Source organism: Pleionea sp. CnH1-48 (genome assembly GCF_024124665.1).
Classification (GTDB): domain Bacteria; phylum Pseudomonadota; class Gammaproteobacteria; order Enterobacterales; family Kangiellaceae; genus JAMXSB01.
Window position 1 is genome coordinate 22,683 of record NZ_JAMXSB010000014.1, and the last position, 12,429, is coordinate 35,111.

The 12,429-nt window shown below is 45.7% G+C and carries 11 protein-coding genes; 3 read left to right on the top strand and 8 right to left on the bottom strand.

All coding sequences use genetic code 11. The annotated features are described in order from the left end of the window. Positions 1-10: 10 nt before the first annotated feature. Positions 11-397 (top strand): hypothetical protein, encoded by a 387-nt coding sequence (locus tag NH399_RS19850; RefSeq protein WP_253042938.1) that lies wholly within the window; start codon positions 11-13, stop codon positions 395-397. Between the two features lie 43 nt (positions 398-440). Here NH399_RS19850 and NH399_RS19855 read toward each other — a convergent pair whose 3' ends face one another. The 4 genes from NH399_RS19855 to trxA all read right to left on the bottom strand — a co-directional run bounded on the left by NH399_RS19855 (position 441) and on the right by trxA (position 4,502). After that, entirely contained in the window at positions 441-1,163 is a 723-nt protein-coding gene (locus tag NH399_RS19855; RefSeq protein WP_253042939.1) for an FAD-binding oxidoreductase, read from the bottom strand. A gap of 12 nt (positions 1,164-1,175) precedes the next feature. Next, a complete protein-coding gene (gene ubiD, locus NH399_RS19860) occupies positions 1,176-2,648 on the bottom strand; it encodes a 4-hydroxy-3-polyprenylbenzoate decarboxylase (RefSeq protein WP_253042940.1) in 1,473 nt (490 codons plus the stop codon). Positions 2,649-2,691: 43 nt separating this feature from the next. Further along, a complete protein-coding gene (gene rho, locus NH399_RS19865) occupies positions 2,692-3,951 on the bottom strand; it encodes a transcription termination factor Rho (RefSeq protein ID WP_253042941.1) in 1,260 nt (419 codons plus the stop codon). 224 nt (positions 3,952-4,175) lie between these two features. Next, positions 4,176-4,502, bottom strand: coding sequence for a thioredoxin TrxA (gene trxA, locus NH399_RS19870; protein ID WP_253042942.1), 327 nt, complete (start codon positions 4,500-4,502; stop codon positions 4,176-4,178). Between the two features lie 257 nt (positions 4,503-4,759). On the opposite strand from trxA, the gene rhlB reads away from it, so the two are divergent. Together rhlB and NH399_RS19880 are read left to right on the top strand one after the other, a co-directional pair. After that, positions 4,760-6,040, top strand: coding sequence for an ATP-dependent RNA helicase RhlB (gene rhlB, locus NH399_RS19875; protein WP_253042943.1), 1,281 nt, complete (start codon positions 4,760-4,762; stop codon positions 6,038-6,040). Between the two features lie 24 nt (positions 6,041-6,064). Continuing rightward, on the top strand, positions 6,065-7,558 hold the full coding sequence (locus NH399_RS19880) for an exopolyphosphatase (RefSeq protein WP_253042944.1): 1,494 nt from the start codon (positions 6,065-6,067) through the stop codon (positions 7,556-7,558). Positions 7,559-7,574: 16 nt separating this feature from the next. Here NH399_RS19880 and ppk1 read toward each other — a convergent pair whose 3' ends face one another. The 4 genes from ppk1 to NH399_RS19900 all read right to left on the bottom strand — a co-directional run bounded on the left by ppk1 (position 7,575) and on the right by NH399_RS19900 (position 12,415). Continuing rightward, positions 7,575-9,737, bottom strand: a complete 2,163-nt coding sequence (gene ppk1 / locus NH399_RS19885) for a polyphosphate kinase 1 (protein ID WP_253042945.1) — start codon at positions 9,735-9,737, stop codon at positions 7,575-7,577. A gap of 88 nt (positions 9,738-9,825) precedes the next feature. Further along, on the bottom strand, positions 9,826-10,833 hold the full coding sequence (hemB, locus tag NH399_RS19890) for a porphobilinogen synthase (RefSeq protein ID WP_371876105.1): 1,008 nt from the start codon (positions 10,831-10,833) through the stop codon (positions 9,826-9,828). 98 nt (positions 10,834-10,931) lie between these two features. After that, positions 10,932-11,837 carry an oxygen-dependent coproporphyrinogen oxidase gene (hemF, locus tag NH399_RS19895; protein WP_253042946.1) on the bottom strand — a complete coding sequence of 302 codons (906 nt, stop codon included), beginning with the start codon at positions 11,835-11,837 and terminating at the stop codon, positions 10,932-10,934. A gap of 11 nt (positions 11,838-11,848) precedes the next feature. Then, on the bottom strand, positions 11,849-12,415 hold the full coding sequence (locus NH399_RS19900; RefSeq protein ID WP_253042947.1) for a Sua5/YciO/YrdC/YwlC family protein: 567 nt from the start codon (positions 12,413-12,415) through the stop codon (positions 11,849-11,851). Positions 12,416-12,429 lie beyond the last annotated feature (14 nt).

Sequence of the window (12,429 nt, forward strand, 5' to 3'; positions counted from 1 at the left end):
AAGAGTACTGATGCAAAAAGTTAAACAGATATTTTTAGTGCTACTAGCCGTTAGTATCGCTTTTGTTTTGGTTAATATTCTTTACTCTTTTATTGAAGGCATTCGACTGGATTGGTATTGCACGGAATTACGCGAAGGCAATGACTGCTATCAACCAGATTGGGTATTACATCCCACATGGCTGATGTCTTTCATAGGTTTTCTGGCTGCTACACTGTCTATGGTATTAACCATTATCTTCATCCCTAAAGAAAAATTTAAAAGTGCGATCCTGACGTTCTTGCTGGGTGCCATTGCCGCATTACCACTGCTACTGACTGGCTATATTCCTTACCTTGTCGCTTTGCTCACAGGCATCGCGGCGGTATTGTTAATAAAAAACAAATACCCCGAATAAATGCCTGCCGCTCAGCGATAAAACAGTGTTGCTATTAAGAGCGTTAAATGTTTTCACCCATCTCGCGTTTAATATCCAACATATCAGAGTAAATCTGCTCTTTAGGCACACCCACATCAAGTAAATCCTGATACACCGCCATCACCATGGCTTCAGAACCACTCACATAGAAATCATACTGAGTATAATTAGACAATTGAGCCAGTGCCGCTTTATGTACTAAGCCGGTCGCACCCTGCCAGCTTTTATCGTCACCAGAAATCACTGGCGTAAAATGGAAATGCTCATAGCTTTGTTGCCACTGTTCGGCCAACGTCTTTAAATAGAAATCACCTTCTGACTGAGCTCCCCAAAACAGGTGCATAGCGCGCTCGTCCTTTTGTGCAAATGCCGACTCTATCATCGCTTTAACTGGTGAAAACCCAGTACCACCGACAATAAATACTGATTCACGAGGTGATTGACGCAAAACACACTGCCCCATAGGAACTTGAACATGGGCTTTCTTGGTGGTTTTAAGCTGATCAAGAATGTGCTCAGCCAGATCATGACCAGGTATCAAACGAATATGTAATTCAAGATGGCTGATTTCTTCTGGAGCATTACCAATAGAAAAGGGGATCCAGCGCCCACCTTCCACCTGAAGCGTCAGGTACTGTCCACCTTGATAATCCAATGTTGCTAACGCATCACTGGTTAGCTTAACTCGGTAAACGTCTTGTCCCAGTAAAGCAATGTCTGCTACCTGGCAAAAAATTTCTTGCACCTTGTGCTCCAATTATTCATCTAATATGTTGAGTTGATCCCAGATGTCATCAACTCGTTGCTTAACATCATCACTCATGGTGATCACTTCCCCCCATTCTCGGGTAGTTTCACCAGGCCACTTATTCGTAGCATCAATACCCATTTTAGATCCCAGCCCAGAGACGGGCGATGCAAAATCAAGATAATCAATGGGTGTATTTTCAATCATAGTCGTGTCTCTCGCGGGATCAACACGTGTGGTGATTGCCCAGATCACATCTTGCCAGTCTCGAGCATTCACATCATCGTCAGTGACTATCACAAACTTGGTGTACATAAACTGACGCAAGAAGGACCAGATCCCGAGCATCACGCGCTTGGCATGACCTGGATATTGCTTTTTCATGGTAACCACCGCCATGCGATATGAGCATCCTTCTGGCGGCAAATAAAAATCAACAATCTCAGGAAACTGCTTTTTTAGAATCGGCACAAACACTTCGTTGAGGGCCACCCCCAAAATGGCAGGCTCATCGGGTGGACGTCCTGTATAAGTGCTGTGATAAATCGGATCTTTGCGCAGTGTGACTCGCTCAACCGTAAACACCGGGAACTCATCCACTTCGTTGTAGTAACCAGTGTGATCGCCAAAAGGCCCTTCTGGCGCCATATCATCAGGATAAATATAACCTTCCAGAATGATCTCAGCGCTGGCAGGAACTTGTAAGTCGTTGGTCTGGCAAGCCACCACTTCGGTTTTAGAACCACGCAACAGACCAGCAAATGCATATTCGCTCAAGGTGTCTGGAACTGGCGTCACAGCACCAAGAATGGTTGCAGGATCGGCCCCCAAAGCAACGGCCACAGGAAAAGGCTCACCAGGATGAGCTTGCTGCCACTCTTTGAAGTCCAGAGCGCCACCGCGATGAGAAAGCCAACGCATAATCACACGGTTTTTACCAATCACCTGCTGGCGATAAATCCCTAGATTTTGACGCGCCTTTTCTGGCCCTTTGGTAACAACCAATCCCCAGGTAATCAAGGGGCCAGCATCGCCTGGCCAACAGGTTTGTACTGGGATTTTGGCCAAATCAATCTCATCACCTTGCCAAACGACCTCCTGACAAGGTGCCTTTTTGACAACCTTAGGTGCCATATTCAGTACTTGCTTAAAAATAGGCAGTTGGCTCCAGGCATCTTTTAATCCCGCAGGAGGTTGCGGTTCTTTCAAAAATGCTAGTAGCTCACCAATCTCACGCAAAGCTTCAGTACTTTCTTGTCCCATTCCCAAAGCCACACGCTCAGGAGTACCAAACAAATTGGCCAGCACTGGCATGGTGTGTCCTTTAGGATTTTCGAATAACAACGCAGGGCCGCCTGCTCGCAAAGTGCGATCAGCGATTTCGGTCATTTCCAGATTGGGATCTATGGATTGAGAAATGCGTTTTAGCTCACCACGCTGTTCCAGCAAGGCGATAAAATCTCTGAGGTCTCGATATTTCATAAGAGGGCGTTAGGAGGGTGCTTAAGAGAGCACCATGAAACGCCTATTGGCGTTTCATGGAGTTGAAAAAGTCTTCGTTGGTTTTGGTCATGGCCAACTTATCGACCAGGAATTCCATCGCTTCGATTTCCTGCATAGGATGAACAATCTTACGTAAGATCCACATCTTTTGCAGTTCGTCAGGTGTTGTTAATAAATCTTCTTTTCGCGTACCAGAACGATTGATATTAATCGCTGGGAACACTCGCTTTTCAGCAATCTTACGATCCAGGTGCAGTTCCATATTACCGGTACCTTTAAACTCTTCGTAGATAACTTCGTCCATCTTGGAACCCGTATCGATAAGAGCCGTCGCAATAATCGTCAAGCTACCGCCTTCTTCGATATTACGAGCGGCACCAAAGAAGCGCTTAGGTCGTTGCAATGCATTGGCATCAACACCACCAGTTAATACTTTACCAGATGATGGAATCACAGTGTTGTAAGCACGAGCAAGACGAGTAATCGAATCTAATAAGATAACAACGTCTTTTTTGTGTTCAACCAATCGCTTGGCTTTTTCGATAACCATTTCGGCTACCTGAACGTGACGACTGGCTGGCTCGTCAAAGGTTGATGCAATCACTTCACCACGAACCGAACGTTGCATTTCGGTTACTTCTTCCGGTCTTTCATCAATCAACAAAACAATCAAGTTGGCTTCTGGGTGGTTTCCGGCAATAGACTGTGCAATGTTCTGCATCATCATTGTCTTACCTGCTTTTGGTGGTGATACCACCAAGGCACGTTGACCTTTACCAATAGGAGCGGCTAAATCAATAACGCGAGCTGTAATATCTTCGCTACTACCGTTACCACGCTCCATACGCATACGATCTTCAGGATGTAGCGGCGTTAAGTTTTCGAAAAGAATTTTGTTCTTAGCATTTTCGGGGCTGTCGTAGTTGATGTTATCAACCTTCAACAAAGCAAAGTAACGTTCGCCGTCTTTAGGTGGACGAATTTTACCCGAGATAGTGTCACCCGTACGCAAATTAAAACGGCGGATCTGGCTTGGTGAAACATAGATGTCATCAGGACCAGCCAAGTAGGAAGAGTCGGCACTTCTTAGAAAACCAAATCCATCAGGGAGGATTTCTAAAACGCCGTCGCCAAAAATGTCTTCACCACTTTTAGCGTGAGCTTTTAGAATTGCAAAAATGATATCCTGCTTACGCAGGCGCGCCATATTTTCCAGACCCATCTGGGTTGCCAGATCATTTAAAGATGCGGCAGATTGTTTTTTCAGTTCCGTTAGATTCATGATAGAAAAATTCTGATTTGTTGATATTAATAGGAAGTTAAATGGTTACAAAAGACGTGTACTATTATCGGGGTCAATCTTCGTCAACGCCCGTATGTCCATGTTTTAAGCCCGAATTGATCTCAGGTCTTAAAGAAAAGCTAAGGCAAACTTAGCATTAAAACTATAGCCTGTCCAGTATCTTTATGGAAATAGAAAGAGGCCGGTGATACCGGCCTGAGAGCTTAAATATTGCTATCTAGGAATGCGATGAGTTGAGACTTATTAACGGCGCCAACTTGCGTCGCTTCGGCATTGCCATCTTTAAATAACATCAAGGTTGGGATGCCTCGAATACCAAACTTAGTCGGTGTATTACGATGCTCATCAATGTTCAGCTTAGCGATTTTTACCTTACCGTCGTACTGTTCTACCAGCTCATCTAAGATCGGCGCAATCATTCGGCAGGGTCCACACCATTCTGCCCAATAATCCACTAAGACGGGAATATCAGATTGAAGTACTTCTTGTTCAAAACTATCATCGGTGAGGTGGACAATTTTGTCACTCATTTGCCGAGTTCTCCTGTGAAAAGTCAAATTCTGTTAACTAGAGTATAATTGGGCTAAGTGTGACAAATTTCAAGGGAAAGCGCAAAAGCTGCTTTCAAAGGCAGAAAAAGCACATTACACTGCCCCAACTGGAGTATACACATAGGCTGACAAGGCCCAACTATAGCCAAAGTATTTCAAAGTGCAGCCAACACCGTTGCACTTTAAAAGGCGACAGGTATATAAGCTCACTAGAAATAAAATAAGGCCACAAGCCTATGACAAAGCATTTATCGAAAACAACGTTTAAAACCATTGGGTTAGACCCACGCCTGGTAAGAGCCCTGGCGGATATGAATTACACCCATTGCACCCCCATTCAAGCCAAAAGTCTGCCCATTGCCCTAGAAGGCGAAGATGTATCAGGCCAGGCACAAACTGGCACCGGCAAAACCATTGCCTTTCTTCTTGCCACTCTCGACGAGTTATTAACACTACCTCAAGATGCCAACCGCCAAGTTAATGAACCTCGCGCCATCATCATGGCCCCGACTCGTGAGCTAGTGGTACAGATCTACGAAGACGCTCAAAAACTCATAAAGCACACACCAATCACTGTCGGTGCTGTTTATGGTGGTACCGCCTACGATGAACAACGTACTATGCTGGAGCAGGGAGTCGACGTTTTAATCGGCACCACTGGCCGACTGATCGATTACTACAAGCAAGGCGTCTACTCATTACAAGCCATTGATGTGGTGGTGTTAGACGAAGCGGATCGTATGTTTGATCTGGGCTTTATCGCCGACATTCGTTATCTGTTCAATCGTATGCCAAAACCCGAAGAGCGGCTGAATATGTTGTTTTCGGCCACCTTGTCTCATCGCGTCAACGAGCTTGCTTATGAACACATGAACTCCCCTAGACCGGTTTCTGTAACACCAGAACAAGTCACCGCCACGCGAGTAAAAGAAGCACTCTACTATCCAAGCAATAACGACAAAATTGCTTTATTGTTGGGTTTGCTGAACAAACATCAACCACAAAAAGCCATGGTGTTTGTGAACACCAAGCGCGAAGCCGAAAATGTCTGGAACACCATCAAAAGCAATGGTTGGAAGATCGGCATGCTGACAGGTGATGTGCACCAAAAGAAGCGCCTGATGCTATTGGATCGCTTTAAAGAGGGCACGATTTCAGTCATGGTCGCGACCGATGTCGCCGCTCGAGGCTTGCATATTGATGATGTCACTCATGTTTTCAATTATGACCTGCCCGATGATCCCGAAGATTATGTTCACAGAATTGGCAGAACCGCTAGAGCAGGTGCCGAAGGCGATGCTATCTCTTTTGCTTGCGAAGACAGTGCGTTTTCTCTGCCGGCCATCGAAGAATATATTGAGCATCCTATTCCGCGTGCTGAGGTCACAGCCGATTTACTCCCCGAAGTGATCGCGCCACCACCACAGCGTCGACGTCGACGTCCACCCAATAGAAACAGCGGACAGCGTAGAAGAAATAATAATCGAGACAAGTCCTCTCAAAATAACTCAAATTAACAGTCGGAGTGGTTATACGGTTATATGAGTATCGAAAGTGGGTTAAACATTGCTGTTTTGGATCTAGGCTCCAATAGTTTTCATTTAACACTCGCCAAGGTTCTCAACAACGATGTAAAAGTACTGGGCAAGTTTAAAGAAAAAATTCGTCTGGCAGCGGGTCTGGACGAACAGGATAACTTAACCCCCGATGCTCAAACCCGCGCACTCGAGTGTCTCAAACAATTTGCCCAACGTTTGCAGGGACTCGATAAGCAACATGTAAAAGCCGTCGCCACCCATACTTTTCGCAAAGCCAAAAATGCCGATGACTTTATAGACGAAGCCGAGAAAGTGCTTGGCTTTCCTATTGAGATCATTTCCGGTCATGAAGAAGCCCGCCTGATCTTTACAGGTGTGAGCCAGTATCAAGATAACCCACAGAAAAAACTGGTGGTTGATATCGGCGGTGGCAGCACCGAATTTGCTATCGGAAATCCTTTTGAACCTACGCTTCTCGACAGCCTGCAAATGGGTTGCGTTTCTTTTGCCAAACGCTATTTTACGGATGGCAAAATCACAGCGGCCCAGTTTCAGCAAGCCGAAACCGCAGCACAGCTAGAACTGCTCTCAATACAGGATGTTTACCTGCGAGAAGGGTGGGAAGTTGCTTTTGGTTGCTCAGGTACCATTCAGTCAATTCTCAGTCATATTCATGAGCGAGACGCTAACCGAGCCTATATTACTTTGGATGATCTGCTGACACTGAAACAGCGAGTGTTAGAATTTGAGAACCTTTGCGACTTATCTATTGAAGGCATTGCCGAGTTAAGACAAGAAATTCTGCCCAGTGGTCTTGCTGTTCTATTAGCTATTTTCCGCAGTATGAAGATCAAGCGTATGGAAGTGGCTCAGGTAGCCCTTAGAGAAGGATTACTCTTCGAACTTACTGGGCGTAAAAACAATTATGATATTCGAGAGCGTTCCATCAATGGGTTAATGTCGCGTTTTCATATTGATCTTAACCAGGCTCGACGAGTCAATAACACCGCTCTTGCCCTATGGCAGCTGACCAAAGAAGAGTGGCAACTGGATGATGAATATTTTCATCAGATGTTGAGCTGGGCTGCGCGCTGTCACGAAATTGGCCTAACCATTAATTTTAGCCGTCAACAGAAACACAGCGAATACTTGATGATCCACACCGACATTGTCGGATTTACTCAACGCCAACAAAATATTTTAGCTCTGTTAATACGCGCCTTTCGACGCAAGTTTCCACTGCAGCGATTTGCAGAGATTCATGATGAGTCGCTCAGGCTAAAAATGATTCGCCTCGCACGTTTGCTGCGTCTTTCAGTACTGTTCAATCATCGACGCCGAGATGTCGAGCTCCCTGATTTAAACATCCACCTGCAAGACGAAGAGATGATACTCGAGTTCCCACCAGGGTATCTGGATCAACATCCTTTGTTAACTGCCGATCTGGAACTCGAACAAAAGTTTTTATCGATGGTGAATTTAACCTTCAAATATTAAGAACTTCCGCTCTTAATTACTTGCTAAGTGTATCGAGTAAAATCTTTTGTGCTCTTAATTTAGGTTCATCATCTTCGCAGCGTGTTTTTTGATAGCTACCATCACTTTGCAACTCCCAGCTTTGCTGATTATCACTCAAGTAATATTCGATAGTTTCATCAAATAACCGTTGAGCCAGTTTTTTATCGGTTATCGGAAAGCAGGTTTCGACTCGATGATAAAGATTACGATCCATCCAGTCGGCACTGGATGCATAGACTTTCAAATCACCGTTATTAGCAAAACAAAACACCCGAGAATGCTCTAAAAAGCGCCCAACTATTGAACGTACATGAATATTTTCGGATACGCCTTTAACGCCTGGTCGCAAGCAGCAGATCCCACGAACAACCAGATCCACTTTAACGCCAGCCTGAGAGGCTTCGTAAAGCTTCTGGATCATCTTCGGCTCTGTGAGCGAGTTCATGCGAGCCTTAACAAAGGCGGGTTTGCCTGCCTTATGGTTAGCAATTTCTTTGTCGATATGATGACTTAAACTGGATTGCAAGCTGAAAGGCGCTTGCAAGATTTTATTCATTTCGTAGGCTTTGCCCATTCCCGTCAGCTGCAAAAACACCCGTAATGCATCTTCACATAACGATTTATCCGAGGTTAATAAACTGATATCTGTATACAGTCGAGCGTTTCCGGCGTGATAGTTACCGGTGCCCAGGTGAGCATAGTGACGCAGCTTTTTCTTTTCTCGTCGGGTTACAACACATAGCTTGGCATGGGTCTTATAACCGACAACACCATAAACGACCAAGGCTCCCGCATCCTGAAGTTTGCCAGCTAATTCGATATTAGCTTTTTCGTCAAACCGCGCTCGTAACTCAACAACCGCAGTCACTTCTTTGCCCGCTCGCGCGGCATCAATCAATGCTTCGACAATGGCTGACTGAGATCCGCTGCGATAAAGCGTTTGCTTAATCGCCATCACATCGGGATCGCTTGCTGCTTCGCGAATAAAATTAATAACCGGCTCAAAACTCTCGAAGGGATGGTGCAATAAGATATCTTGCGCCTTAATGGCTTCAAAAATACGCGCACGTTTGCCTGACAATATCGCTGGCACGGAAGGCTTAAAGGGTTTGAACTTTAAGTCGGGTCGCTCGAGCATTTGCGTCAAACTCAGCATTCGATTGAGGTTAACAGGGCCAGACACTCGATAGAGTTCGTTTTCGGTTAGATTGCATTTTTGCAGTAAAAACTGCGCGACTTTGTCAGGGCAGTTATCGGCAACCTCCAAGCGCACGGAAGTTCCAAAGTCTCGAGATTGCAACTCTGCTTTTAAGGCACCAGCCAAGTCTTCGATTTCATCTTCATCAACAAACAGATCACTGTCTCGAGTCAAACGGAACTGATAGCAACCTTTGACTTTCATACCCGGAAACATTCGTGACGCGTTGGCATGGATCACCGCAGAAAGAAAAACAAAGTTAGCGCCTTCATCACATATTTCGGCTGGCAGCTCGATAAGACGCGGCAAAGAACGCGGTAAATGAACCACCGCATAACCACTGTCACGACCAAACGCATCTTTGCCCTCAAGGGTTACAATAAAATGCAAACTTTTGTTGACCAGACGTGGAAACGGGTGTGCTAAATCAAGACCGATAGGACTAATAATCGGAGCGACTTCATTAGTAAAATAATTTGTCAGCCACTCACTTTGCTTTTTATTCCACTGACTGCGGCGCAAAAAGTGAATACCTTCTTCCGCCAGCTTGGGCAACATCACATCGTTAAAAATACGATACTGCTCTTGCACTAATTGATGGCAGCTTTTGCTGATTTCATTCAAGACCTGATTGGGTGTCATGCCATCAGGGCCTACACGCTGTGGATTGCGTTTTGCCCAGTGCACATAGGAAGCAACACGCACTTCAAAAAATTCATCCAGATTATTACTAAAGATAAAAATAAAGATGAAGCGCTCAAGTAAGGGCAGATCTTCATCCAATGCCTGCTGCAATACACGCCAGTTAAACTGTAAGAAACTTATCTCGCGATTAATGTAGAGCTGCGGATCAGAAAGGTCCTTTTTGTCGATGGCTTCTGCCTGTGGCTGCTCTGCCAGATATCCAGACAGACTGCGCATTTCATCCGTGGGATCCGAAGTGTGTATCTCATCAACCATCAACAACAACCTTATAGTTCTTCAAGAGAAAAGCACTGCCAATGCATGACAGTGCGTTAAATGGTTGCCTGGCTAACGCAGATTTAGGCTACGCATTTAGCCATTGAGCAACCTCTCGTGCATAGTAAGTTAATACTGCATCAGTACCCGCTCGCTTAAAGCTCATCATGGCTTCAAGTACACAGGCTTTTTCGTCCAACCAGCCATTTTGAGCAGCGGCTTTTAACATGGCATATTCGCCACTGACGTGGTAAGCCATCACAGGCACACCGAATTCATCTTTCGCTCGACGAATGATATCCAGATAAGGCATGCCGGGTTTCACCATCACCATATCGGCACCTTCTTCGAGATCCATCGCAATTTCATGCAAGGCTTCATCGCTGTTGGCAGGATTCATCTGGTAATTCTTTTTATCGGCTTTGCCCAAATTACCGGCCGATCCCACAGCATCACGAAAAGGCCCATAAAAAGCCGAAGCGTATTTAGCAGAATAGGCCAAAATCTTGGTGTTTACATAGCCCTCTACCTCTAATGCCTCGCGGATGGCTTCAATGCGGCCATCCATCATGTCGGAAGGGGCAATCACATCAACGCCAGCTTCTGCTTGAGACAATGCCTGCTTAACCAGTACATCCACTGTGTCGTCATTGAGCACATAACCATTATCGTCGATGATGCCGTCCTGACCGTGGATAGTAAAAGGATCCAGCGCGACATCAGCAATGACCCCAATCTCAGGAAAGCGTTGCTTAATCGCTCGAATGGTCGTTTGAGCCAAGCCATCAGAGTTATAAGCTTCTTCGGCTAGCAGTGACTTTTTATCGGCTTCAACCACCGGAAATAACGCAACGGCGGGTACTCCAAGATTCGCCAAAACTTCAACTTCGGCGAGCAGTTTGTCGATAGAAAGACGCTGGATACCAGGCATAGAAGCGATGTCTTCGACTTGGTTATCGCCAGGCAGTACGAACATGGGATAAATTAAATCGTTAACGCTTAATTCGTTTTCTGCTACCAGACGTCGCATAAAATCATCGGTACGATTACGTCGTTTGCGTGTTAACGGGTAATGACCAAGGTTAAATCGACTCACGCTGCTGCTCCTTGATAGTGTATTGAGATGATATTACAACGGAATGACAAGGACCGGAGGCCCTTATCTTTAATTCTTTAAAATCAAATGATTAGAAACTACTCAACCCATTCTTTATCTTGCAAATAATGAGTATAAAGCTTTTCTTCGGCGCTGCCTGCTTCTGGTTGCCAGTCATAGCGCCAGCTGACAGCCGCTGGCAAGGACATCAGAATAGACTCCGTGCGTCCCCCTGTCTGTAAACCAAATAGAGTACCGCGATCATAAACCAGGTTAAATTCAACATAACGCCCACGACGGTAATGCTGAAACTCCACTTGACGGGCTTCATAAGGCAGTTGTTTGCGGCGCTCCAGAATAGGGATATAAGCTGGTAAAAATTGATCGCCAACAGCACGCATAAACGCAAAGCAGGTTTCAAAATCCCAACGATTCAGATCGTCAAAAAATAAGCCACCGATACCACGGGGCTCGTTGCGATGCTTGATATGAAAATACTCATCACACCATTGCTTAAACTCTGGATAAATCTCTGCGCCAAAGGGCTCACAAGCCTCTTTCGCCTGTTGATGCCAATGCTGGCAGTCTTCATCAAAACCATAATAAGGTGTCAGATCAAAGCCACCACCAAACCACCATACTGGGGTTTCACCTTGTTTTTCGGCAATAAAAAAGCGCACATTCATGTGGGTTGTCGGCGCCATCGGATTTTTAGGATGGATAACCAACGAAACACCCATTGCTTCAAAAGATCGACCTTTTAGCTCGGGGCGAGCTGCTGTCGCCGAGGCGGGTAAAGACGCACCTTTAACGTGAGAAAAGTTAACGCCACCTTTCTCGATGACTTCTCCCATTTCGATCACACGCGTGCGACCACCACCGCCTTCTTGACGCTGCCAACTGTCTTCATGAAATTGAGCCACTGGTTCTTGAGCAGCTAACGCCTCACAAATAGTGTCTTGCAACTGCATTAAGTAGCTTTTTACTGATTCTTTATCAATCATTGAACACCTTGTTAATGTCGTAAAATTTTTCCTGTGAGCAGATCAATAATCTGTGAAGCGCTACTGGCAGAACCGGATTGCCCTGGCAATATCCAGTCGACCTCTTGATAAAACTGACGCACACAGGGCCAGCGTGCCGTCAATACAGGCTGTCCTGCTCGATTAGCACTGGTCGACACAATGGGGCCCACACGTCGGCAAATTTCACGACTCAGAGGGTGTGTGGTGATGCGTACGGCAACAGAAGAATGTTGGCCAGAGATCCACTCTGGTGCATAAGATGCAGCGGGCACAATCCAGGTTGTCGGTTTGGCAGTATGCTTCTGGATCATCTCTTGTTGTGCTTCAGTTAGCGGTTCTATCAGACCAGACAGCTGTTCGAGATGATCGGCAATAACGATCAAGCCTTTATGCATGGGCCGTTGTTTTATGCGCAAAATACGTTCGACAGCCGATTGCTGAAAAGGATCACACCCGAGTCCCCAGGTGGTTTCCGTAGGATAGGCAACCACACCGCCAGCGCGAATAATGCGTGCAGCAAGACTGGCATGCCATTGATAAGGGCAGGAAATGCTCACAGACAATAATTAAC

What these genes read in the sequence shown, in the direction of transcription:
- rhlB (WP_253042943.1), top strand. Translation starts at nt 4,760, where the DNA reads ATGACAAAGCATTTATCGAAAACAACGTTTAAAACCATTGGGTTAGAC.
- ubiD (WP_253042940.1), bottom strand. Translation starts at nt 2,648, where the DNA reads ATGAAATATCGAGACCTCAGAGATTTTATCGCCTTGCTGGAACAGCGT.
- NH399_RS19850 (WP_253042938.1), top strand. Translation starts at nt 11, where the DNA reads ATGCAAAAAGTTAAACAGATATTTTTAGTGCTACTAGCCGTTAGTATC.
- ppk1 (WP_253042945.1), bottom strand. Translation starts at nt 9,737, where the DNA reads ATGGTTGATGAGATACACACTTCGGATCCCACGGATGAAATGCGCAGT.
- rho (WP_253042941.1), bottom strand. Translation starts at nt 3,951, where the DNA reads ATGAATCTAACGGAACTGAAAAAACAATCTGCCGCATCTTTAAATGAT.
- NH399_RS19880 (WP_253042944.1), top strand. Translation starts at nt 6,065, where the DNA reads ATGAGTATCGAAAGTGGGTTAAACATTGCTGTTTTGGATCTAGGCTCC.
- hemF (WP_253042946.1), bottom strand. Translation starts at nt 11,837, where the DNA reads ATGATTGATAAAGAATCAGTAAAAAGCTACTTAATGCAGTTGCAAGAC.
- trxA (WP_253042942.1), bottom strand. Translation starts at nt 4,502, where the DNA reads ATGAGTGACAAAATTGTCCACCTCACCGATGATAGTTTTGAACAAGAA.